This window comes from Streptomyces sp. NPDC004838 (genome assembly GCF_053600955.1).
The window spans coordinates 25,371-49,299 of record NZ_JBSGAW010000040.1 but is presented as its reverse complement, the minus strand read 5'-3'; the positions used below and the strand labels follow the sequence as shown (position 1 = coordinate 49,299).

The following is a 23,929-nucleotide window of genomic DNA, read 5'->3' as shown; positions in this document are numbered from 1 at the left end:
TCGAGCCGCCCCGGCCTCGGTGAATCGGACCTGCATCCGTTGTGCCCAGGTCCCCGCCCGGTAATCCGCCCCTTGACAGGGCCGGGACTCCCCCGGCACAGGTCTCGCCATTCGGGTCATGGACACGCCCCGGCCACAGGCCCCGCGAAACCGGTCGGCCGGGCCCCGCCGGGGCCCTTACACTGGGCGGAGCGAAAGGCTTGGATGGGGACGAGTAGCGTCGTACGCAGCCATGAGCGACCCGGGGACGGTGCGAGCCCGGGGGCGAGCGCGATGTGAAGCATCACCCCGGAGCCGTCGGAAGAAAACCGCGAGGTCAGCAGCCTCGTGGTGAGTAGACCCGGCATCGCGACCCCAATGAGGGGGTGGCGCGGCACGCGCCGCCAAGGAGGGTGGTACCGCGGGAGCCGGAAGCTCTCGTCCCTCCGACGGAAGAGAGTCTGTCCGCCGGAGGAGTTCGTCGATGACACCCCCGCAGTACCGCCAGGTGCCCGCCCAGGTCGACCTGCCCGCGCTGGAGCACGCCGTGCTCGACTTCTGGCGCGAGAACAAGGTCTTCGCCAAGAGCCTCGCCCAGTCCGAGGGCCGCCCCGAGTGGGTGTTCTACGAGGGCCCGCCGACCGCCAACGGCATGCCCGGCGCGCACCACATCGAGGCGCGCGTCTTCAAGGACGTCTTTCCCCGCTTCCGTACGATGCGCGGCTACCACGTCGCCCGTAAGGCCGGCTGGGACTGCCACGGGCTGCCGGTCGAGCTGGCCGTGGAGAAGGAGCTGGGCTTCTCCGGCAAGCAGGACATCGAGGCGTTCGGCATCGCCGAGTTCAACGCCGAGTGCCGCGAGTCGGTGACCCGCCACACGGACGCCTTCGCGGAGCTCACGGACCGCATGGGGTACTGGGTCGACCTGGACGACGCGTACTGGACGATGAAGCCGGAGTACATCGACTCCGTCTGGTGGTCGCTGAAGCAGATCTTCGACAAGGGCCTGCTGGTCCAGGACCACCGGGTCGCCCCCTGGTGCCCGCGCTGCGGCACCGGACTCTCCGACCACGAGCTGGCGCAGGGGTACGAGACGGTCGTCGACCCCTCGGTCTTCGTCCGCTTCCCCCTGACCTCGGGCCCGCTCGCCGGCGAGGCCGCGCTCCTGGTGTGGACGACGACCCCGTGGACGCTGGTCTCCAACACGGCGGTGGCCGCGCACCCCGAGGTGACGTATCTCGTGGCGACGAACGGCGAGGAGAAGCTCGTCGTCGCCGAGCCTCTGCTGGAGAAGGTGCTCGGCGCGTCTTCAGGGGAACAGGGCGCGGAGGGCGGCTGGGTGCCGACGGGGCAGTCGTTCACGGGCGCGGAGATGGAGCGCTGGACGTACCAGCGCCCCTTCGAGCTGGTGGATTTCCCGGCCCCGGCGCACTACGTCGTGAACGCGGACTATGTGACGACCGAAGACGGCACGGGCCTGGTGCACCAGTCCCCCGCGTTCGGTGAGGACGACCTCAAGGTCTGCCGCGCCTACGGTCTGCCGGTGGTGAACCCGGTCCGCCCCGACGGCACCTTCGAGGAGGGCATCCCGCTGGTCGGCGGCGTCTTCTTCAAGAAGGCCGACGAAGCGCTCACGGCCGATCTGAAGGAGCGCGGCAGGCTCTTCCGGCACACCCCGTACGAGCACAGCTATCCGCACTGCTGGCGCTGCCACACCGCGCTCCTCTACTACGCGCAGCCGTCCTGGTACATCCGTACGACCGCGGTCAAGGACCGGCTGATCGAGGAGAACGAGAACACCAACTGGTTCCCGGACTCGGTCAAGCACGGCCGCTACGGCGACTGGCTCGACAACAACGTCGACTGGGCGCTCTCCCGCAACCGCTACTGGGGTACGCCGCTGCCGATCTGGCGCTGTGCGGAGAACCACCTCACCTGTGTCGGTTCACGCGAAGAGCTGACGGCGCTGACGGGCACGGACCAGTCCTCCCTCGACCCGCACCGCCCGTTCATCGACGAGGTCACCTTCGACTGCCCGCAGTGCTCCGGCACGGCGACGCGCGTCCCGGAGGTCATCGACGCGTGGTACGACGCGGGCTCGATGCCGTTCGCGCAGTGGGGCTACCCGTACAAGAACAAGGAGATCTTCGAGAAGCGCTACCCGGCGCAGTTCATCTCGGAGGCGATCGACCAGACGCGCGGCTGGTTCTACACGCTGATGGCGGTCGGAACGCTCGTCTTCGACAAGTCGTCGTACGAGAACGTCGTCTGCCTCGGCCACATCCTCGCCGAGGACGGCCGGAAGATGTCCAAGCACCTGGGGAACATCCTCCAGCCGATCCCGCTGATGGACCAGCACGGCGCGGACGCCGTCCGCTGGTTCATGGCGGCCGGCGGCTCACCCTGGTCGGCACGACGGGTGGGACACTCGGCGATCCAGGAGGTCGTGCGCAAGACGCTGCTGACGTACTGGAACACGGTGGCCTTCCAGGCCCTGTACGCCCGCACGTCGAGCTGGGCGCCGTCCGCGGCGGACCCGGCTCCGGCCGAGCGGCCGGTCCTGGACCGCTGGCTGCTGAGCGAGCTGAACGCGCTGGTCGACCAGACGACCGAGGCGCTGGAGGGCTATGACACCCAGCGTGCCGGGAAGCTGCTCTCCTCGTTCGTCGACGATCTGTCGAACTGGTACGTACGCCGGTCCCGCCGCCGCTTCTGGCAGGGCGACCCGGCCGCGCTGCGCACCCTGCACGAGGTGATCGAGACGGTCACACGGCTGATGGCACCGCTGACCCCGTTCATCACGGAGCGGGTCTGGCAGGACCTGGTGGTTCCGGTGACGCCGGACGCCCCCGAGTCGGTGCATCTGTCCGACTGGCCGGTGGCCGATCTCGACATGATCGACCCGGTGCTCTCCCGGCAGATGACTCTGGTGCGGAGGCTGGTCGAACTGGGGCGGGCAACGCGCGCCGAGTCGGGCGTGAAGACCCGTCAGCCGCTGTCACGCGCGCTGATCGGCGTCACCGGCTTCGAGGCGCTCTCCCCCGAACTGCGCTCCCAGATCACCGAGGAGCTGAACGTCTCCTCGCTGGCGTCGCTGTCCGAGGTGGGCGGCTCGCTGGTGGACACCACGGCGAAGGCGAACTTCCGCGCCCTGGGCAAGCGCTTCGGCAAGGGCGTCCAGGCGGTGGCCAAGACGATCGCCGAGGCGGACGCCGCCGCTCTCGCCCTCGCGCTGCGCGGCGGTACGGCGTCCGTGGAGGTCGACGGCGAGCCCGTCACCCTCTCGCCGGAGGAGGTCATCATCACGGAGACCCCGCGCGAGGGATGGTCGGTGGCATCGGACTCTGGCGCGACGGTCGCCCTCGATCTGGAGATCACCCCGGAGCTGCGTCTCGCGGGTCTCGCGCGTGACGCGATCCGGCTGATCCAGGAGGCCCGCAAGAACAGTGGGCTGGACGTCGCGGACCGTATCGCGGTGGCCTGGTCCTCGGCGGATCCGTCGACGGCCGAGGCGCTGACGGAGCACGCCGCGCTGATCGGGGACGAGGTCCTGGCGACCGCGTTCGCACGGTCGGCCCCGGACGACTCCTTCGGTCCCGCGTTCACGGACGAGTCCCTGTCCCTGACGTTCCACCTCCGCAAGGTGTGATGACGGGCAGACATCAGGTCGGGGGTACGGGAACGGTTCCCGTACCCCCAAGGCCCTGGAGCGGTGGGGAACCCGGCGGCTGACCCCGGCTCAGGCGTATGCCGGGCGTCCGCCCACCGGCATCGACCGGCATGCGCCTCCGGGTCGGACCGAGGATGCCCGCACCTGGGCGCGGGGCCTAAGAGCGGTGCCGCGTCCGAGGTCCGTACTCGCAGACCGGACGGGCTGGACGCATCCCGTGCGCCCCCGCCTCACACCAAGCGCCCCCCACCTGAACCGTCGGCCCGTCCCCGGAGCGGCTGGCGTGCGCAGTTCGTCGCGTACTCTCCGCGGACCCGCGAGGGTGACGGACCGCAGCGCTCGCCCGGTCCGACGCCGGTGATCTCGCCACGACTTGGAGGCCGGGTCCCAGGGGCGGCGCGGGGATCCCGGCCGCGGGACATCTGGGCGAACCCACTCGCTGGAGGGGCACATGGCGAAGGGCCGGGCCAGGACATGTCGTCCTGGCCCGGCCCTTGGCTGCCTGCCGACGGCTACGCGCGGGGCGCGCCGCCCGCCGTCAGTTGTCGTCCTCGTCGATCAGGAAGCCCCGCATGGGAGACGGAGCCTGCTGCATCGGCTGCGGTGCCTGCGGGCGGACCGGAGCCATCGGCTGGGTCATCGCCGGGGACATCTGCTGCTGTCCGCCGTACGACGGGCCGCCGCCCATCGAGGGACCGCCGCCCATCGGGGAGCCCATGGACGGGCCTCCGCTCATGCTGTGGCCCATCGCACTCGCGCCGGCCGAAGCCATCGACGGTGACGGCGGAAGCGACGCGGCCGCGGGCGCCCGCGGCGGAGCGAGCGAGTCGTCGGCCTGGGTCTCCAGCTGGCGCAGCTGGCTCTCCAGGTACGACTTCAGCCGGGTCCGGTACTCGCGCTCGAAGCCCCGCAGGTCCTCGACCTTGCGCTCCAGCGTGGCGCGGGCCGACTCCAGCGAACCCATCGCGACGCGGTGCTTCTCCTGGGCGTCCCGCTCCAGCGCGTCCGCCTTGGCGCGGGCGTCCCGCTCCAGGCCCTCAGCGCGGGAACGCGCCTCGCCGACGATCTTGTTGGCCTCGGAACGGGCCTCGGCGATCGCCTGGTCGGCGGTCTGCTGAGCCAGCGAGAGCACCCGTGCGGCGCTGTCGCCGCCGGGACCCTGACCGGGCATCTGCTGCGGGTGGCCGCCCATCTGGCCGGGACCGCCCATGGGGCCGCCCATCGGGCCACCCTGCATCGGACCGCCCATCGGGCCGCCCTGCATGGGTCCGCCCTGCATCTGACCGGGGCCGCCCATCGGACCGCCCTGCATCTGACCAGGACCGCCCATGGGGCCGCCCTGCATCTGGCCGGGACCGCCCTGCATCTGACCGGGGCCGCCCATCGGGCCGCCGTGGTTGGGACCGGGAGGCAGCTGCGGGGCACCGCTGGGCAGTTGGGGCGGGCCCATCTGCGGCGGCTGCTGCTGCACCGGCGGTCCGGATATGGCGGCGGGCACAGGTGCACCCGGACCTCGGGCGTCCTGCGGCTCGGGCGGTTTACGCATGCCGCCCTGCTGCTGATTCTGCGCCGCCGCTCGGGTCGCCGCGGCCAGCTTGGCGCGCAGGTCCTCGTTCTCGCGGAGCAGGCGGGTCAGTTCGGCCTCGACCTCGTCGAGAAAGGCATCGACCTCGTCCTCGTCATAGCCTTCTCGGAGGCGGACGGTCGTGAACTGCTTGTTCCGCACATCCTCGGGGGTCAGCGGCATCTCTTCTTCACCTCTACGTAGTCGTCGGCAGTCGGCAAGACCGTATCGTCCACGGTTCCCTCCCTTTATCTCGCGAAGCGAGACACGATACTGATCAGGATGTAGACGATGATCATCAGAACGAAGAAGGACAGGTCGAGTGCCACGCCCCCGAGACGCAACGGCGGGATGAACCGCCGAAGAAGCTTGAGCGGTGGATCGGTGACAGTGTAGGTGGCCTCAAGAAGCACCACCATCACCTTGCCGGGCTGCCATGAACGGGCGAACTGGAAGACGTAGTCCATGACCAACCGGAAGATCAGCACGACGAGAAAGCACACCAGCGCGATGTAGACCACCTGAAGTGCGATGCTCATCCCGCGCTTCCCTCTCCCCTGTGCTCACTTGATCCGGCCTCACGGCCGGGATAGTCCCGGTGTCGGTTCTCAGCTCTGGTTGAAGAATCCGCCCTCTGCGATACGGGCCTTGTCCTCCGCCGTGACATCGACGTTAGCAGGAGACAGGAGGAAGACCTTCTGGGTCACCCGCTCAATGCTGCCATGCAGACCGAAGACAAGTCCCGCGGCAAAGTCGACAAGTCGCTTCGCATCGGTGTCGTCCATCTCGGTCAAATTCATGATCACCGGAGTGCCCTCGCGGAAGTGTTCCCCGATGGTACGGGCTTCGTTGTAGGTCCGCGGGTGCAATGTCGTGATGCGGTAGGGCTCCCGCTCGGACACAACTTTGGGCATGATCACCGGTGAGTTCTTCTCCAGGCTCGGGCGTTCAGGTGTGATGGACGCCACGGGGGCAATTCGGGCCGGACGCCCGCTCTCTGCGGGAAGCGAAGGGGAATGCGACACCGGTTCGCGAGGTGCCGGGGGCTGGGCCGCGCGTACGGGCTCCTCCCGCTCCACCTGATGCGGCGGCTGGTGCCGTCGGTGCTCCCGCTCGGGCTCCGGCTCGGGTTCGAAGTCGTCATCGGGGTCAAAACCCCTGCCGTCGTACCCATCGTCCTCCACGAGGCCGAGGTAGACCGCCATCTTGCGCATCGCGCCGGCCATTGCTCTGAGTCCTCCGCTCTGTGGTGGATCGCCCTTGTCGCCAAAGTTGCAGTGTCACCAAGTGCCCGCGATCCACGGGGTCTGCCCGCTATTTGACGGGAATGACCATATTTTCTGCTGTGGTCCGACCTGCTTGGCGACGTTACCCGAGCCGGGGACGGACTCCGAGTACCGCAGTGCCGACGCGTACAAGTGTCGCTCCCGCCGCCACCGCTTCTTCGAGGTCCGCGCTCATCCCCGCGGACACCATGTTCGCAGCAGGATGCCCAATGCGCAGGCCGGATGAGAATTCCATCAGCCGCTCGAACGCCGCCCGCGGCCGCCCCTCGAACGGTCCGGCGAGCGGAGCGACGGTCATGAGACCGCCGAGCCGCAGACCGGACGCGCCCTCGATCGCGGCTGCCAACTCCTCGACGCCGCCGGGCGCGACGCCGCCGCGGTCGCCCCGCGCGCCCTCTTCGGCGTCCAGAGCGACCTGAACAAGACAATCGAGCTCTCGCCCGGCCCGTACCGCCGCGGCGGAGAGCGCCGTCACCAGCCTGATCCGGTCGATCGACTGTACGACATCAGCATAAGTCGCAACAGAACGGACCTTATTGGTCTGCAACTGTCCAACGAAGTGCCAGGTCAGATCAAGATCCGCACAGGCGGCGGCTTTGGGGGCCGCGTCCTGATCCCGGTTCTCCGCCACATGACGTACACCGAGTTCATGGAGAATCCGCACATCGGAGGCCGGGTAGGTCTTGGTCACGACGACGAGCGTCACCTCCTCGCGCTTCCGGCCGGCGGCCGCGCACGCCGCGGCGATACGTTCCTCCACCGACGCCAGATTCCCGGCGAGTTCGGTTCGACGATCCGTCATGCTTCTCCTGCCCCCAACCCTTCGGGCGGTGCGAGCCAGACATATCCGGCAAGTCGGCCGGTGGTGCGGTCGCGGCGGTACGAGTAGTGGTCGCTCGACTCCAGGGTGCAGACGCCGGACGCCTGCCGGTCCCGTACGCCGAGGGCTTCGAGCTGGGCGTGGACCCCGGCGGTGACGTCGACCGCGGGGGTGCCCCAGGAGGTGACGGACCAGGCGGCCGGTTCGGCCGCCGCGACCAGGGCCCGCATCTCCGCGGGGACTTCATAGCAGCGTCCGCAGACCGCGGGCCCGGTCCTGGCGATGATCCGTTCCGGGCTGGCCCCCAGGGAGGTCATCGCCTCGACCGTCGCGGGGACGATTCCGGCGACCATGCCGGGGCGGCCCGCATGGGCGGCGGCCACCACTCCCGCGACCGGATCGGCCAGCAGTACGGGGGTGCAGTCCGCTGTCAGTACGGCGAGGGCGAGTCCCCGCCGGGCGGTGACCAGACCGTCGACCGACGGAATCGGGCCATCGCCCCACGGACCGTCGACCTTGGCCACATCTTTTCCATGGACCTGGTTCATCCAGACGACACCGTCCGGTTCGAGCCCCAGTTCCTTCGCGGCCACGGCCCGGTTGGCGCGTACCGCCGCGGGATCGTCGCCGACCGCGCCGCCGAGATTCAGCTCCTCGTACGGAACGGCGCTCACCCCGCCCCACCTGTCGGTGAAGGCGAAGTGCGCGCCGCTCGCGTGTATGGCGTGGTGCTTCACGGCCCCTTCAAGAAATCCGGGACATCCAGTTCCTCGGCCTCCGAGTAGCGGGGCGGGTGGATCACCGGGCTGGGGGCCGGCAGGTCGGCCGCGACGGGAATCGGCTCGACCGGAGCGGGCTCGCGGTCGCGGGCGGAGAGGCCCGAAGCCGACCGCTGGGCCGTGGAGGGGCTCTCGACCGGACGCGTGGGCGTGGGCACGGCGGAGACGTCGTCCCGCTTGCCGCCAGCCGTGCTGGCCCCCATCACCTGGGGGCGGGGGGCGGGCGGCTGGCCGCCGTCGAAGCCGGCCGCGATGACCGTGACCCGCACCTCGTCGCCGAGGGCGTCGTCGATGACCGCGCCGAAGATGATGTTCGCCTCGGGGTGGGCGGCCTCGCTCACCAGCTGCGCCGCCTCGTTGATCTCGAAGAGGCCGAGGTCCGATCCGCCGGAGATGGAGAGCAGGACGCCCCGCGCTCCGTCGATGGACGCCTCCAGCAGCGGCGAGGAGATCGCCATCTCGGCCGCGGCCACCGCACGGTCGTCGCCGCGGGCGGAGCCGATGCCCATGAGCGCCGATCCGGCCTCGGACATCACGGACTTGACGTCGGCGAAGTCGAGGTTGATCAGGCCCGGAGTGGTGATGAGGTCGGTGATGCCCTGGACACCCGAGAGCAGTACCTGGTCGGCGGACTTGAAGGCGTCCAGCACGCTGACCTGGCGGTCCGAGATGGACAGCAGCCGGTCGTTCGGGATGACGATGAGGGTGTCGACCTCTTCGCGGAGTTCGGCGATGCCGTCCTCGGCCTGGTTGGCCCGGCGGCGACCCTCGAAGGTGAACGGCCGGGTGACCACACCGATCGTCAGGGCACCGAGCGAGCGGGCGATGTTGGCGACGACGGGCGCTCCGCCTGTGCCGGTGCCGCCGCCCTCACCCGCGGTGACGAAGACCATGTCGGCCCCCTTGAGGACCTCCTCGATCTCCTCGCGGTGGTCCTCCGCCGCCTTCCGTCCGACGGCCGGGTTGGCGCCGGCGCCGAGGCCGCGGGTGAGTTCCCGTCCGACGTCGAGCTTGACGTCGGCGTCGCTCATCAGCAGTGCCTGCGCATCGGTGTTGATCGCGATGAACTCGACGCCCTTGAGGCCGACCTCGATCATTCGGTTGATGGCATTGACACCACCGCCGCCGACACCGATGACCTTGATGACTGCGAGGTAGTTCTGCGGTGCTGCCACGTCGAAGGCCTCTCGCCTCGAGTTACGTGTCGTCACTGCGCGATGGTGGCGCCGTGACGACGGATGCCGAAGGGGCGGTCCAAAACGCCGACCCGAACCCTAACGTTGAAGTTTAGGGTTACCAGTGTGTCCGTTCGCTGGACTCTTCCGAACAGGACACTAAGTCGACAAGCGGCGGACGTTCAATGAACACGCCGAACCTCCCGTTTTTCTTTTCACCCTATGTGATCAGCCGTTGCGCGCACCACCCAGGGGTCCGGGCCCGGCCCGAGATACGTCAACTGCCCGACACGGCCGGTGCGGTGGGCGCGCTGACATCAAAGTTAGCGGCCTTCGGCGCGGCTTTCATGAGAGCGGTGAGGGCACGCGCCTTCGCCTCGCCCTCCTCGGGGCTGCCCCAGAGCACGGTCCGCCCCCTGCTCAACTCCAGGGTGATGTAGTCGTATGAACGCACCGCGATGGTCCGGGTGTCCGCCGCGACCTTTGCCGGGAGTTCACTTCTGACGCGTACCGCTCCGGTGATCAGACGGTCGGTGCCGAATCGTCGCAGACTCGGCGATCCCGCGGTGTTCAGTTCGAGCAGGGGAACGGCTTTGGGTGCTTTGTCCACCGTCGCGAACCGGACACCTTCGTCGTCCACTTCAACGAACTTCGCACCTTTCGCGAGAAGGAGCACAGGACGTCTTTCGGTCACTTCCAGCGTGATTCCGCGCGGCCAGGAACGGGACACTTCGACCGAATCGATCCGGGGAAGCCGCTTCCGCAGCCGGGCCTCGATGCCGTCCGTGTCGATCGCGATCAGCGGCGAGCCCACGGGGACATCGGCGGCCTCCTTCACCTGGGCGGGTGTCAGCACACGGGTGCCGCCGGTCTTCACCTGTTCCACCCGCAGCCAGGAGGAGCCGTACAGGACCCAGATCGCCCCGCCGACGAGCACAGCGACGGCGAGGGCGATCAGCAGAGTCCGCGGGCCGGGGAGGCGCGACCGGCGGGGCGGGGCGCCGTCCGGGGGCGGGCCGGACGCTCCGCCGCTACGACGCGAGGGTCTGCGCGCACCGCGCTCGGCGGTGGTGGGTCCGGCCACGGCCCGGTCTCCTTCCGGCTGGGCCCGGGGGATCCCCCGGGCCGGCGGCGGGCTCACCCCTTACGGCGGGCGGCGATCGCCTCGTACACCATGCCGACGAGCAGTTCGTCGGCGTCCCTGCGGCCGAACTCGGCGGCTGCACGCGACATCTCGTACAGCCGGTGCGGATCGGCCAGCACCGGAAGGACATGTCCCTGGACCCACTGCGGGGTCAGTTCGGCGTCGTCGACCAGCAGTCCGCCGCCCGCCTTCACCACCGGCTGGGCGTTGAGCCGCTGTTCGCCGTTGCCGATCGGCAGCGGGACGTACGCGGCGGGCAGCCCCACGGCGGAGAGTTCGGCGACGGTCATCGCGCCCGCGCGGCAGAGCATCATGTCGGCGGCGGCGTACGCGAGGTCCATCCGGTCCACGTACGGTACCGGGATGTACGGCGGCATTCCGGGCATGTTGTCCACGCGCGGCAGTTCGTTCTTCGGGCCGACCGCGTGCAGGATCTGGATGCCGGAGCGCTGGAGCAGCGGGGCGGCCTGCTGAACCACCTCGTTGAGGCGGCGCGCGCCCTGGGAGCCTCCGGAGACCAGCAGCGTCGGCAGGCTGGGGTCGAGGCCGAAGGCGGCGCGCGCCTCGGGGCGTACGCGGGCGCGGTCGAGGGTGGCGATGGAGTAGCGCAGCGGGATGCCGATATAGCGGGCGTTGCGCAGTTTGCTGTCGGGCGTGGCGACGGCCACCCCCGCCGCGTACCGGGAGCCGATCTTGTTGGCGAGTCCGGGGCGGGCGTTGGCCTCATGGACGACGATCGGCACACCGAGCCGTTTGGCGGCGAGGTAGCCGGGCAGCGCGACATAGCCGCCGAAGCCGACGACGCAGTCCGCCTTGGTGCGCTCCAGGATCTGCTCGGCCGCCTTGATGGTGCCGCGCAGCCGTCCGGGGACGGTGATCAGCTCCGGGGTGGGCTTGCGGGGCAGCGGTACGGCGGGGATGAGCGCCAGCTCGTAGCCGCGCTCCGGGACGAGCCTGGTCTCCAGGCCGCGTTCTGTGCCGAGGGCCGTGATGCCCACGGTCGGGTCCTGCCTGCGCAGTGCGTCCGCGAGGGCGAGCGCGGGCTCGATGTGGCCGGCGGTCCCCCCACCGGCGAGTACGACATGCACCGAAATTCACCGCTCTCCGGACGGACGCTTCTTGACGCGCCGTCTCATCGTCTTCCATCTCACCCCTGGCGTCCTCATCGCCAGGGCCGCCTTCGCGGTGGGTTCCTCCCGCGCGAAGGCGATCAGCAGACCGATCGCGAACATGGACGGCAGCAGGGCCGACCCTCCGTAGGAGAACAGCGGGAGGGGGACACCGGCGATGGGCAGCAGACCGAGCACCGCACCGATGTTGACCACCGCCTGGAACATCATCCAGGTGGTGACGCCTCCCGCCGCGTACCTCACGAAGGGGTCCTCCGTGCGTCCGGCCACGCGGATACCCGCATAGCCTAGAGCCGCGAAGAGGGCGAGTACCGACAGCGTGCCCGCCAGGCCCAGTTCCTCGCCGGCGATGGCGAAGATGAAGTCGGTGTGCGGTTCGGGGAGTTGACCCCATTTCTCCACACTCGCACCGAGGCCGGATCCGAACCATCCGCCGGACGCGAGTGCGTAGATCCCGTGCACGGCCTGCCAGCATTCGCCGTTGGGGCCGAGATCGATGGCGCCGATGCACTCGAGCCGGGACATCCGGTTGGCGCTGGTTCGGATGAACATGAAGCCGACGAGCACGGCGACGCCGAGGACGCCCGCGAACAGCCGGGTCGGCGCTCCGGCCAGCCACAGCAGGCCGAAGAGGATCGCGGCGAGGATCATCGCCGTACCCATGTCGCCGCCGAGCATGATCAGGCCCAGCAGCAGGAACGCGACCGGGACGAGCGGGACGAGCATGTGCTTCCACTGGGTCAGCAGCCGCTTGTCCTGTTTGCGGGCGAGCAGGTCGGCGCCCCAGAGGATGAGCGCGAGCTTGCCGAACTCACTGGGCTGGAGCTGGAACGGGCCGCCGAGGGAGAGCCAGTTCTGATTGCCGCCGACGCTACGCCCTATCCCCGGGATCTGGACGAGCACCATCAGGAAAACGGTGCCCATCAGCAGCGGATACGCGAACGCGCGGTGCAGCTTGACCGGCATCCGGGAGGCGATCAGCAGCAGCACGGTGCCGATGCACGCGGCGAGGAACTGCTTGCGGAAGAAGTAGGAGCCCGGCAGGTCCAGCTCCAGCGCCTTGATCATCGAGGCGGAGAAGACCATGACCAGCCCGAGCACGGTGATCAGCAGACTGCTGCCGAGGATCAGGTAGTACGCGGTGAGCGGACGGTCCCACGCCTTGCGGGCGCGCTCGTACAGCCGTCTGGCGCCGCTGCCGCGCGGGGGGCGCGAGGCGCCGGTGATCCGGCCGGAGCTCCCCGGCAGCCGGGAGCCCCGGCGGCCGATGACGCCTCCGGTACGGCCGCGGAGGGCCAACCCAGCGGAGGCAGGGGTGCGGGCGGGGGCGCCGGCGAAGGCGGGGGCGAGGGCAGGAGTCCAGGCGCGTACCGCCGCGGTCGCGCGTGCGCGGGCGGACGTACCCGTCCCGGCGGACGTGGCGGCGGCCGGGCCGCCGGGAGCACCGTCGGCTCCGTCCCGGTGGGCCGCTTCCGGTGCTCTTCCCCGGACACCGCTTCTCGAACGCCGAGGAGCCCGAAGACGCTGCCTGGTGTCATCGGCCGGCATGGGCGCTGTCCCCTCCAGTCGTGCCTGACGCGCCGCCGGCGTCTTCGGGGAGCCCCGAAGACGCGCGGCACGGCGCGGCGTAAGGGCCGGGCCGGTCAGGCGCGCTCGGCGGCGAGGGTGCGGACCGCGTCCGCGAATGCCTCGCCTCGCTTGTTGTAGTTGGCGAACATGTCCATCGAGGCACAGGCCGGGGCCAGCAGGACCGTGTCCCCCGGCCGCGCGAGCTGTGCCGCCTCCCGGACGGCCGCCGACATCGTCCCAGTGTCTGTCCGGTCGAGGTCGACGACCGGGACCTCGGGCGCGTGTCGCGCCAGGGCTTCGGCGATCAGGGCACGGTCCGCCCCGATCAGGACGACGCCGCGCAGCCGCTCCGCCGACTTCTCGACGAGTTCGCCGAAGGTCGCGCCCTTGGCGAGTCCGCCCGCGATCCACACGATCGGATCGTAGGCGGCCAGGGACGCCTCGGCGGCGTGTGTGTTGGTGGCCTTGGAGTCGTCGACGTACGCGACGCCGGCCACGTCCGCGACCTTCTCGATGCGGTGCGGGTCGGGCCGGAACGCCCGCAGCCCGTCGCGCACGGCGGCCGGGGGCACACCGTAGGCGCGGGCCAGCGCCGCCGCCGCGAGGGCGTTGGCGATGTTGTGCGGGGCCGGCGGGTTCACGTCGGACACCTGGGCCAGCTCCTGTGCCCGCTCCCGCCGGTTCTCGACGAAGGCGCGGTCGACGAGGATCCCGTCCACGACGCCGAGTTGGGAGGGGCCGGGCGGGCCGAGGGTGAAGCCGATGGCCCGGCAGCCCTCCTCGACGTCCGCCTTCCGCACCAGGTCCTCGGTCGCCTTGTCGGCGGCGTTGTAGACACAGGCGACGGTGTTGCCCTCGTAGATCCGGCCCTTGTCGGCGGTGTACGCCTCCATGGAGCCGTGCCAGTCGATGTGGTCGGGCGCCAGATTGAGCACCGCGGCCGAGTGGGCGCGCAGCGAGGGCGCCCAGTGGAGCTGGTAGCTGGAGAGTTCGACGGCGAGGACGTCGTACGTCTCGTCCCCCGTCACGGCGTCGAGGAGCGAGACGCCGATGTTGCCGACGGCCGCGGTGCGCAGGCCCGCCGCTTCGAGGATCGAGGCGAGCATGCGTACGGTCGTGGTCTTGCCGTTGGTGCCGGTGACCGCGAGCCAGGGCGGGGAGCCGGGTCCGCGCAGCCGCCAGGCGAGTTCGACGTCGCCCCAGACGGGCACGCCCGCCGCCGCGGCGGCCCGGAAGAGTGGTTTGTCCGGCTTCCAGCCGGGTGCGGTGACGATGAGTTCGGTGCCGTCGGGCAGGGTCGCGCCGTCGCCGAGGCGCACAGTGATCCCGAGGGCCTCCAGTTCGGCGGCCTGGGCGCGGGAGCGCTCGTCGTCCCCGTCGTTGACGACGGTCACGATCGCGCCGAGGCCATGGAGGACCTTCGCCGCGGGGATTCCGGAGACCCCGAGCCCGGCCACGGTGACCCGTCGGCCCGCGAGTTCCTGACGCGTGCTCACTTGTCCGCCGCCCAGCCCGCGTAGAAGAGGCCGAGACCGACGATGACGCACATGCCCTGGATGATCCAGAACCGGACCACCACAAGGACTTCGGACCACCCCTTGAGTTCGAAGTGATGTTGGAGTGGTGCCATGCGGAAGACACGCTTGCCGGTCATCTTGAAGGAGCCGACCTGGATGACCACGGACATGGTGATCAGGACGAACAGTCCGCCGAGGAGGGCCAGCAGCAGTTCCGTGCGGGAGCAGATCGCGAGACCGGCGAGCGCGCCGCCGAGCGCGAGGGAGCCGGTGTCGCCCATGAAGATCTTGGCGGGTGAGGTGTTCCACCACAGGAAGCCGAAGCAGGAGCCCATCAAGGCCGCCGCGACCACCGCCAGGTCGAGTGGATCTCGTACCTCGAAACAGGCCGCGGGGTTGGTGAGCGAGATCGCGTTGGCGCATGCCTCCTGGAACTGCCAGAGCCCGATGAAGGTGTACGCGCCGAAGACCATCACCGACGCGCCCGTGGCCAGGCCGTCCAGACCGTCGGTGAGGTTCACGCCGTTCGACATCGCGAGAATCATGAACAGCGCCCAGACCACGAAGAGCACCGGGCCGATCGACCAGCCGAAGTCCGTGATGAACGACAGCTTGGTGGAGGCGGGGGTGTTGCCGCGCTTGTCGGCGAACTGGAGCGACAGCACCGCGAAGGTGATGCCGACGATCAGCTGGCCCGCCATCTTGGCCTTGGCGCGCAGACCGAGCGAGCGCTGTTTGACGATCTTGATGTAGTCGTCGAGGAACCCGACGAGGCCCATTCCCGCCATCAGACCGAGCACCAGCAGGCCCGAGAAGGTGGGCGGTTCCCCGGTGATCAGCTTGGCACAGGCGTACGCGATCAGCGTGGCCAGGATGAAGGCGATGCCGCCCATGGTGGGCGTGCCCTTCTTGCTGCCGTGGCTGCGCGGGCCGTCGTCCCGGATGAACTGCCCGTATCCCTTGCGGGCCAGGAGCTTGATCAGCAGTGGGGTGCCGATCAGGGTCAGGAAGAGCCCGATGGCCCCCGCGAAGAGGATCTGCCTCATCGACCGGCACCCTGCCCATCCGCGGGCGCCGCCGGGTTCTCGAGCAGCGCCTGGGCCACCCGCTCCAGTCCGACCGATCTGGAAGCCTTCACCAGCACGACGTCTCCCGGTCGCAGCTCACTGCGCAACAGGTCGACCGCCGCCCGCGCGTCGGACACGTGCACCGACTCCTCACCCCACGAACCCTCGTTATATGCGCCCAGTTGCAGCCAGGACGCTTCCCTGCCCCCGACTGCGACGAGCTTGCTGACGTTGAGCCGGACGGCGAGCCGTCCGACGGCGTCGTGCTCGGCGAACGCTTCGTCGCCGAGCTCGGCCATCAGGCCGAGCACCGCCCATGTACGCCCCCCCCGGGTCTGTGCGTCCTGTCCCATGGCTGCCAGCGCGCGCAGCGCCGCCTTCATGGACTCGGGGTTCGCGTTGTAGGCGTCGTTGACGATCGTCACGCCGTCCGGACGCTCGGTGACCTCCATGCGCCAGCGGGAGAGGGTGCCGGCCTCCGAGAGCGCGATGGCGATCTCGTCGACGGGCATGCCCAGCTCATGGGCGACGGCGGCCGCGGCGAGCGCGTTCGACACGTGGTGCTCACCGTACAGCCGCATGGTCACATCACCGCACCCGGTAGGGGTGTGAAGCGTGAAGGCGGGCCGACCTTGCCGGGTGAGCCGGACATTCTCGGCACGTACATCGGCTGTCTCGGCCTCGCCGAAGGTGACGACCCGGGCCTTGGTGCGGGACGCCATGGCGCGTACGAGGGGATCGTCCGCGTTGAGCACGGCGATGCCGCCGTCCTCGGCGTGGGGCAGGGCCTCCACCAGCTCGCCCTTGGCCTCGGCGATCCGTTCCCGGCCGCCGAACTCGCCGATGTGGGCGGTTCCGACGTTCAGGACGAGTCCGACCTTCGGCGGTACGAGCCCGGTGAGGTAGCGGATGTCGCCGATGTACCGCGCGCCCATTTCGAGGACGAGGTGTTCGGTGGACTCGTCGGCGCGCAGTGCGGTCAGCGGCAGGCCGATCTCGTTGTTCAGGTTGCCCGCGGGGTAGACCGTCGGCCCCTTGCGCTCCAGGAGCTGCGCGATGAGGTCCTTGGTGCTGGTCTTTCCCGCCGATCCGGTGAGCGCGACGGTGGTGGCGCCGAGGCGTTCGACCACCTGCCGGGCGAGGGCGCCCAGCGCGGCGGTGACGTCGTCCACGACGATCGCCGGCACGCCCACGGGCCGGGTGCCCAGCACGGCGGCGGCGCCGTCCGCGACGGCCCGTTCGGCGTAGTCGTGGCCGTCGGCGTTCTCGCCGGCGAAGGCGATGAAGAGGGCGCCGGGCCGGACGGCTCGCGAGTCGCTGACGACCGGTCCGGTGATCCGCACGGCCGGATCCGGTATGTCGTGCGACTGCCCGCCGACGATTTCGGCGATCTCGGCGAGGGAGAGGGTGATCACTGGGTCATCCCCGGGATTTCTCGTGAGGCGCGACCTGGGTGGCGCCGATGGCTTCGCGGAGTACCTGGCGGTCGTCGAAGGGGCGGACGACTCCGGCGATGTCCTGTCCCTGCTCATGGCCCTTGCCCGCGATCAGCACGGTGTCACCGGGCTCCGCGCGGGCGACGGCGGCGGCGATGGCCGCGGCCCGGTCGGCTTCGACGAGGACATGACCGCGTTCATGGGCCGGGACCTCGGCGGCGCCGGCGAGCATCGTGGCGAGGATCGCGAGCGGGTCCTCCGAGCGGGGGTTGTCGGATGTCAGTACGGCGGTGTCGGCGAGGCGGGCCGCCGCCGCGCCCATCGGGCCGCGTTTGGTGGTGTCACGGTCGCCGCCGCAGCCGAGCACGATGTGCAGCCTGCCCTCGGTGACCTTGCGCAGGGAGCGGAGAACCGATTCGACGGCGTCGGTCTTGTGCGCGTAGTCCACGACGGCCAGATACGGCTGGCCCTCGTCCACGCGCTCCAGCCGGCCGGGGACGCCGGGAACGCCGGCGATGCCGTCGGCCGCCGTCTGCGGGGCGATCCCGGCGACGGCGAGGGTGACGACGGCGGCCAGGGTGTTGGCGACGTTGAACGCGCCGGGCAGCGGCGCCTTCGCCCGGACGCGCTGTCCCGCGGGCCCCACGATCGTGAAGGCGGACCCCATGGCGCCCAGCTCGACGTCCTCGGCCCGCCAGTCGGCGTCGTGGCTGCCCTCGGCTGAGAAGGTGGTGACCGGGACGGACGCCTCCTTGGTGAGCCTGCGGCCGTACTCGTCGTCGTGATTGACGACCCCGAGCCTGCTGCGGGCCGGTGTGAACAGCCGCGCCTTGGCCTGGAAGTAGTCCTCCATGCCGGAGTGGAACTCCATGTGCTCGGGGCTGAGGTTGTTGAAGACGGCGACGTCGAAGAGGCAGCCGTCGACGCGTCCGAGCACCAGGGCGTGGCTGGAGACCTCCATGGCGACCACGTCGACGCCCCGCTCGCGCATGACGGCGAACAGGGCCTGGAGGTCGGTGGCCTCCGGGGTCGTACGCTCCGATTTGAGGCGCTCGTCGCCGATCCGGGTCTCGACCGTGCCGATCAGGCCCGTGGTGCGGCCCGCCGCCCGCAGGCCGCCTTCGACGAGGTAGACGGAGGTCGTCTTGCCGGAGGTGCCGGTGATGCCGATCTGGAGCAGGTCGGCGCCCGGCTGTCCGTAGATCTCGGCGGCGAGTCCGCCCATGTGGCCGCGGGGGTCGTCGGTGACCAGGACCGGGAGTCCGGTGGTCGCCGCCCGATCGGCGCCCGCCGGGTCGGTGAGGACGGCCGCGGCGCCCAGGTTCGCCGCCTGGTCCACGAAGTCGGCGCCGTGGACGCGGGCGCCGGGGAGGGCCGCGTACAGATCGCCGGGGCGTACCGCCCGCGAGTCGTGGGTGATGCCGGTGACCGTGACCTCGTCCGCCGCTGGATTCTTCACCCCCAGCCGGGCGGCCAGCACCCCGAGGGGTGTCGGGTGGGGCCGGTCCGGACGGGGCGCTCCCGGTGGTTTCGCCGGGGCGTCCTGCGGGGTGGTTCGGTACTGATCGGGCTGTGGCACGGCGGTGAGCGTACCGGGCTCGGCGTGCACGGGGCTAAATGAGTGCCGCGCCGGGCCGTGGTTCCCGGGATCAGGGGTGATCGTTGTCACTGGTGGTTCCTTGGATCATTCGGCGTGGCGTGTCGTGCTGAACGTTTCTTTCACCGGATCTCTCACCGGGTCTGTCACCAGATCTCTCACCAGATCTCTCACCGGACGGTCTCCTTCACCGGGCAGGTCGTGCGCCGGGGCGGTCGGTCCGCGCCGGGGCGGTCAGTCGTCGTCGGGGTCGAAGGTGACCGGAAGACCGGCCGGTTTCTCGCCCGTCGGCGGCACCTGGAGGGTTTTCAGCGCGAATTCCATGACTTTCTGGTAGATCGGGCCGCAGATCTGACCGCCGAAGTAGCTGCCCTCGGTGGGGTTCTGGATGGCGCAGTAGACGGTGACCCTGGGCTTGTCGGCGGGCGCGAAACCGGCGAAGGAGGCGGTGTAGCCCTTGTAGGTCCCGGTTTCGGGGTCGACCCGGTTGGCGGTGCCCGTCTTGCCGGCGACGCGGTAGCCGGGGATACGGGCCTTGGTGCCGGTGCCCTCCTCGTCGCCGACGACGGACTCCAGCATGGTGGCCAGCGTCCGGGCGGTCTTCTCGCTGACGACACGGTTCTTCTTGGGCGCGGGTGCGGCGGTGAAGCGGCCGTCGGGGCCCTTGCTGCCCCGGACCAGGGAGGGTTCGACGCGTACCCCGCCGTTGGCGATGGTGGAGTAGACGGACGCCGCCTGTACGGCGTTGAGGGAGAGTCCCTGGCCGAAGGGGATCGTGTACTGCTGCGAGGTGGACCACTTCTCCGGCGGGGCGAGGATGCCCGGGGTCTCCCCCGGATACCCGAGTCCGGTGGGACTGCCCATGCCGAACTTCCGCAGATACGAGTGGAGCACCCGGTTCGCCTCGGGCTGGGTGTCGCCGAGCTGGCCGGTGGCCAGGATGGTGCCGATGTTGCTCGACTTGGCGAGTACCCCGTTGAGCGTGAGGTACCAGGTGGGGTGGTCGACGTCGTCCTTGAAGAGGCGGTCGCCCCGGTGCAGCCGGTTGGGGACGACGACATGGGTGCCGGGGGTGGCGGCCCCCTCCTCCAGGACGGCGGCCATCGACATCACCTTGGCGGTGGAGCCGGGCTCGAAGGCGTCCTGGAGCGCGGCGTTGCCCATGGCGGCCGCATCGGCCTGGGTGAGGTCGTTGGGGTCGAAGCCGGGCGAGTTGGCCATGGCGAGGATCTCGCCGGTGGCGGTGTCCTGCACCACCACGTATCCGCGGTCGGCCTTGGACTTCTTCACCTGGTCGTTGATCGCCCGCTGGGCTGCCCATTGGATGTCCCGGTCGATGGTCAGCTCTATGTCGGAGCCGGGGACGGCGGGCGTTTCCCGGGTGCCGTCGGCCGTGGGGACGCGTCGGCCGCCGGACTGGGCGTAGGTGACCTCTCCGTCCTTGCCGGCGAGCGACTCGTCCAGCATGGACTCGACGCCTCCGGCGCCGCGGCCCTCGGCGTTGACGTAACCCAGTATTCCGGCGGCGAGTTCTCCGTTGGGATACACCCGCTTGCTGCTCGGCTCCTGGAAGACCCCGCTGAGGACGTTGACGCCGGGGCCGCCCTTGGCCTCGTCGGCCGCGGCCTTCTGGTTGAAGACGCGCTTGAGGTCCTTGATCTGGTTCCAGACCTGGGGGGTCTGGCGCCGGGCCAGGACGGTGTAGCGGGACTTGGGGGTCTTCAGCTTCTTGGTGATCTCCTCGGCGCTGACCCCGAGGATCGGGGCGAGCAGCCCGGCGGCCTGCTCGGGGGCGTCGGGGCTCTTGCTCTCGTTCGGCGTGAACATCTTGGGGTCGGCGGTGATGTCGTACGCGTCGACGCTGGTGGCGAGCGCGATCCCGGACCGGTCGGTGATCTCCCCGCGCTCGGCGGCGAGCTCGACACTGAGGTAGCGGCTCTTCTCGGCCTTGGCCGCGTACGCGCTGGCGTCGACGGCCTGTACCTGGAGCAGCCGCACGACGAAGGCCAGCATCACCAGGGTCAGGGCGAGGCTGACCAGGCGGAGCCGGGGGCGGGGGCTGCCGAGCCGGAGGGAGCGCGGTTCGGGCCGGGGCCGCCGGGCGGCGGGGGCCCCGGGGCGTCCGGAAGGCCGGCTCTGCTCACTCGACCGGTGGTTCTGCCTGCTCTGCCCGCCGGGACGCCGGGCGGGGCCGGGCACCCGGCGGCGGGGCGGCGCGTCTCGGGAGGAGGGACGCGGGGGCGGTTCCTTGGAGGGCACTGCGTCACCTGCCGGAGGACGTCGGGGTCGGCTTCGCGGACGGGTCGGACGGGCCGGATCCGGTGGCCGCCGCCGAGGAGTCGGAGCGCGCTGAGGCGCGGGAGGGTGAGGTGGGTCCGGTGGGTCCGGTGGGCTGTGTGGAAGCCGCCGGGCCGGTGGGCCCGGAGGAAGGGCTGGGGCCGGGTGAGCCAGGTTGGCCGGTGGAGGGAGCGGCAGCCCCCGACGGACCCGCGGCATCGGCGGCATCGGCGGCACTCGCAGCGTCCGACGCGGACGCCGAGGCCCCGCTGGACGTGGGCTCCGGGGCGGGGGGTGCGGTGGCCTTGCGCGGTACGCCCTCGACGCCGCCGTCGGGTTTGACGAAGGCCGGCGGGCCGCCGGGGACCATGCCCAGTTCGCGGGCCCTCCGCTCCAGGGCATCGGGAGCGGAGTAGCTGTCCACGTCGCGCTGGAGCGCCTGCTGCTCGTCGGTGAGTTCGGTGGTCTCGAGCTTCAGTTCGCTGAGTTCGAAGGAGCCCTCGTTGAGCGAGGAGTTCAGCATCAGGAGCGTGATCAGTCCGCCGCCGAGGAGCACCACGACGAGCAGGACGAAGGGGGTGCGGGCGGCGGTGCTGGGGCCCGCGGGCATCAGCCGGGCGATTCTCGCGGCGCGTCCCCTGAGCTGTTTGGCCGCTGTGCTCACCGCGTCCTCCCGGTCCTTCCTCGGATCGCTTCCCCGGCCGCCGCGCGGACCACCGCCGTGGTCCCGGGAACGGTGGCCGGGGCCCTGCTCGCGCCCCCGGCCGTCCTCGTACGCGTGGTACGGGCGGGTTCGTGTACGTGACTCATCGCGCGTCCTCACTCATCGCGCGTCCTCACGGATGCGCTGTGCTCCCCTCAGACGCGCAGGGGCGGCGCGCCGGTTCTCCGCGACCTCTTCCTCGGTCGGAAGTTCCGCGCCGCGCGTCAGCAGCTTCAGCCTGGGCTGGTACTGCTCAGGTACGACGGGCAGCCCGGCGGGCGCTGTGGTGGCCGCGCCCGCCGCGAAGACCTGCTTGACCAGCCGGTCCTCCAGCGAGTGGTACGACAGCACGGCGATCCGGCCGCCGACGGCGAGCGTCCCGACGGCCGCCGGGATCGCCCGCTCCAACACGCTCAGCTCACCGTTCACCTCGATGCGGAGCGCCTGGAAGGTGCGCTTGGCGGGGTTGCCGCCGGTGCGCTTGGCGGCCTGCGGCAGAGCGTCCCGGATCAGTTCGACCAGCCGGGCGCTGGTGGTGAAGGGCTCCCGTTCCCGCTCGCGCACGACCGCCGAGACGATCCGCTTGGCCTGCTTCTCCTCGCCGTACGTCCGAAGGATGCGCACCAGCTCACCGGGCGGGTAGGTGTTGAGGACCTCGGCCGCGGCCATGCCGGTCGTCTGGTCCATCCGCATGTCGAGGGGGGCGTCCTGGGCGTAGGCGAATCCGCGCTCCGCCTCGTCGAGTTGCATGGACGAGACGCCGAGGTCGAAGAGCACGCCGTGGGCGCGCCGGATGTCCAGCCGTTCGAGGACCTGGGGCAGTTCGTCGTACACGGCGTGCACGAGGGTGGCGCGGTCTCCGAAGGAGGCGAGTCGCTCACCGGAGAGCCGCAGGGCCTCCTTGTCCCGGTCGAGTGCGACCAGGCGGGCCCGGGGAAAGCGGGTGAGCAGCGCCTCACTGTGTCCGCCGAGGCCCAGGGTGCAGTCGACGGCGACCGATCCGGGGCGTTCCAGGGCCGGGGCCAACAGGTCCAGGCACCGCTGGAGCATCACCGGGACGTGTCGGGTATGGCTCAAGGCGCCCTCTCAGGTCCGGCGCGGGGCTGGAGCGACCGGCGAGCGGGGTGAAAGGCCGAGCCGTGCGTACGCCGCACACGCGGGAAGAATCTTGGGAATGTGCAGGAAGTGCAGGAAGTGACAGCGGTAACGGAAGTAGCGGAATCAGTGGGAAGCGGCAGGGAGTATCTGTGGACTGCGCGTCACTTTAGTCCACTGTTCTTCCCGGTCAATCAACCGGTCGACGGCGTGGCGCAAGGGGCTTGAAACGGGACTATTTCACTCGAACAGGTGGAGATGCCTACCCCCTGTGGATTACCTCACAACATGCCTTGATGAGAGTGTTTGTCCCTTCCCACAACGGGCTCGGCGCGCGTGCGGCCACTAACGTCGTCTGTATGACGACTTCCGCGCACCACTCCGCCGACGCCGCGAGCGCCGCCGGTACGGTCACCGACCGCCTCATCGAGGCGAACAAGCGCTACGCCGCCGGCTTCCAGGACCCCGGAATGGACGCGCGTCCGGTCCTGAGAGTGGCGGTCGTCGCCTGCATGGACGCCCGGCTCGACCTGCACGACGCGCTCGGCCTCGCACTGGGCGACTGCCATACGATCCGCAACGCGGGCGGTGTGGTCACCGACGATGTGATCCGCTCCCTGACCATCAGCCAGCGGGCGCTCGGCACCCGCAGCGTCATCCTGATCCATCACACCGGCTGCGGTCTGGAATCCCTCACGGAGGACTTCCGGCACGAGCTGGAGGACGAGGTGGGACAGCGTCCTCCATGGGCGGTGGAGGCGTTCCGCGATGTCGACCAGGACGTGCGCCAGTCGATGCAGCGGGTGCGGACCTCGCCGTTCCTCGTACACAAGGATGATGTCCGCGGCTTCGTCTTCGATGTGAAGGAGGGGCTGCTGCGGGAGATCGATCCCGCCGTGTAGGGATCTCGGCTGGGGATCCGCGCGGGGACCCGCGCGGATCCGGTCCGCGCCGGGCGCCTTGACGGGTCCGTACCGAGTCCGTGGCGGGTCCGTGCCGGGTCCGTGGCATGGGGTCTCGCAGGTGCCGTTCCGGGACCGTGAGCGGCCCGTGATCACCGCCGGTGCGGGACCGGCTCGCGAGGGAACCGGTCGTACGACGCGTCGGACACCTGCGGAAAT

Annotated in this window: 18 protein-coding genes; 2 read left to right on the top strand and 16 right to left on the bottom strand. The window is 70.3% G+C overall.

The annotated features are described in order from the left end of the window. Positions 1–463 precede the first annotated feature (463 nt). A complete protein-coding gene (gene ileS, locus ACWEFL_RS32925) occupies positions 464–3,628 on the top strand; it encodes an isoleucine--tRNA ligase (RefSeq protein WP_451719929.1) in 3,165 nt (1,054 codons plus the stop codon). 559 nt (positions 3,629–4,187) lie between these two features. On the opposite strand, the gene ACWEFL_RS32920 is transcribed toward ileS, so the two are convergent. The 16 genes from ACWEFL_RS32920 to rsmH all read right to left on the bottom strand — a co-directional run bounded on the left by ACWEFL_RS32920 (position 4,188) and on the right by rsmH (position 22,790). Continuing rightward, complete coding sequence (locus ACWEFL_RS32920) at positions 4,188–5,396, bottom strand: DivIVA domain-containing protein (RefSeq protein ID WP_451719927.1); 1,209 nt, start codon at positions 5,394–5,396, stop codon at positions 4,188–4,190. Between the two features lie 65 nt (positions 5,397–5,461). Then, a complete protein-coding gene (locus ACWEFL_RS32915; protein ID WP_451719924.1) occupies positions 5,462–5,752 on the bottom strand; it encodes a YggT family protein in 291 nt (96 codons plus the stop codon). A 69-nt stretch (positions 5,753–5,821) separates the two neighbouring features. Then, entirely contained in the window at positions 5,822–6,439 is a 618-nt protein-coding gene (locus ACWEFL_RS32910) for a cell division protein SepF (protein WP_451719921.1), read from the bottom strand. 142 nt (positions 6,440–6,581) lie between these two features. Beyond that, the gene (locus ACWEFL_RS32905) at positions 6,582–7,301 is read right to left on the bottom strand and encodes a YggS family pyridoxal phosphate-dependent enzyme (protein WP_451719918.1); all 720 of its coding nucleotides are present in this window, start codon (positions 7,299–7,301) and stop codon (positions 6,582–6,584) included. Continuing rightward, positions 7,298–8,056 carry a peptidoglycan editing factor PgeF gene (gene pgeF, locus ACWEFL_RS32900; protein WP_451719916.1) on the bottom strand — a complete coding sequence of 253 codons (759 nt, stop codon included), beginning with the start codon at positions 8,054–8,056 and terminating at the stop codon, positions 7,298–7,300. Before pgeF ends, ACWEFL_RS32905 begins: the two co-directional genes overlap by 4 nt. After that, the gene (ftsZ, locus tag ACWEFL_RS32895) at positions 8,053–9,273 is read right to left on the bottom strand and encodes a cell division protein FtsZ (RefSeq protein ID WP_451719914.1); all 1,221 of its coding nucleotides are present in this window, start codon (positions 9,271–9,273) and stop codon (positions 8,053–8,055) included. The genes pgeF and ftsZ overlap by 4 nt, the downstream gene beginning before the upstream one ends. Positions 9,274–9,550: 277 nt before the next feature. Next, positions 9,551–10,357, bottom strand: a complete 807-nt coding sequence (locus ACWEFL_RS32890) for a cell division protein FtsQ/DivIB (RefSeq protein WP_451719911.1) — start codon at positions 10,355–10,357, stop codon at positions 9,551–9,553. Positions 10,358–10,410: 53 nt separating this feature from the next. Then, positions 10,411–11,505: an undecaprenyldiphospho-muramoylpentapeptide beta-N-acetylglucosaminyltransferase gene (murG, locus tag ACWEFL_RS32885; RefSeq protein ID WP_451719908.1), complete on the bottom strand. Its 1,095-nt coding sequence runs from the start codon at positions 11,503–11,505 to the stop codon at positions 10,411–10,413. Positions 11,506–11,511: 6 nt separating this feature from the next. Then, positions 11,512–13,095: a putative lipid II flippase FtsW gene (ftsW, locus tag ACWEFL_RS32880; protein WP_451719906.1), complete on the bottom strand. Its 1,584-nt coding sequence runs from the start codon at positions 13,093–13,095 to the stop codon at positions 11,512–11,514. A gap of 95 nt (positions 13,096–13,190) precedes the next feature. Beyond that, positions 13,191–14,612 (bottom strand): UDP-N-acetylmuramoyl-L-alanine--D-glutamate ligase, encoded by a 1,422-nt coding sequence (gene murD, locus ACWEFL_RS32875; protein WP_451719903.1) that lies wholly within the window; start codon positions 14,610–14,612, stop codon positions 13,191–13,193. Further along, on the bottom strand, positions 14,609–15,679 hold the full coding sequence (gene mraY, locus ACWEFL_RS32870; protein ID WP_451719900.1) for a phospho-N-acetylmuramoyl-pentapeptide-transferase: 1,071 nt from the start codon (positions 15,677–15,679) through the stop codon (positions 14,609–14,611). The genes murD and mraY overlap by 4 nt, the downstream gene beginning before the upstream one ends. Further along, a complete protein-coding gene (locus ACWEFL_RS32865; protein ID WP_451719898.1) occupies positions 15,676–17,115 on the bottom strand; it encodes a UDP-N-acetylmuramoyl-tripeptide--D-alanyl-D-alanine ligase in 1,440 nt (479 codons plus the stop codon). Before ACWEFL_RS32865 ends, mraY begins: the two co-directional genes overlap by 4 nt. 4 nt (positions 17,116–17,119) lie before the next feature. Next, on the bottom strand, positions 17,120–18,805 hold the full coding sequence (locus ACWEFL_RS32860; RefSeq protein ID WP_451719895.1) for a UDP-N-acetylmuramoyl-L-alanyl-D-glutamate--2,6-diaminopimelate ligase: 1,686 nt from the start codon (positions 18,803–18,805) through the stop codon (positions 17,120–17,122). Between the two features lie 162 nt (positions 18,806–18,967). Then, on the bottom strand, positions 18,968–20,992 hold the full coding sequence (locus tag ACWEFL_RS32855; RefSeq protein ID WP_451719893.1) for a penicillin-binding transpeptidase domain-containing protein: 2,025 nt from the start codon (positions 20,990–20,992) through the stop codon (positions 18,968–18,970). A gap of 4 nt (positions 20,993–20,996) precedes the next feature. After that, entirely contained in the window at positions 20,997–21,674 is a 678-nt protein-coding gene (locus ACWEFL_RS32850; RefSeq protein ID WP_451719890.1) for an FtsB family cell division protein, read from the bottom strand. 159 nt (positions 21,675–21,833) lie between these two features. Continuing rightward, positions 21,834–22,790 carry a 16S rRNA (cytosine(1402)-N(4))-methyltransferase RsmH gene (gene rsmH / locus ACWEFL_RS32845; protein WP_451719887.1) on the bottom strand — a complete coding sequence of 319 codons (957 nt, stop codon included), beginning with the start codon at positions 22,788–22,790 and terminating at the stop codon, positions 21,834–21,836. A 377-nt stretch (positions 22,791–23,167) separates the two neighbouring features. Here rsmH and ACWEFL_RS32840 point away from each other — a divergent pair, with 377 nt between their 5' ends. Further along, positions 23,168–23,710 carry a beta-class carbonic anhydrase gene (locus ACWEFL_RS32840; protein WP_451719885.1) on the top strand — a complete coding sequence of 181 codons (543 nt, stop codon included), beginning with the start codon at positions 23,168–23,170 and terminating at the stop codon, positions 23,708–23,710. The last annotated feature ends 219 nt before the right edge of the window (positions 23,711–23,929 follow it).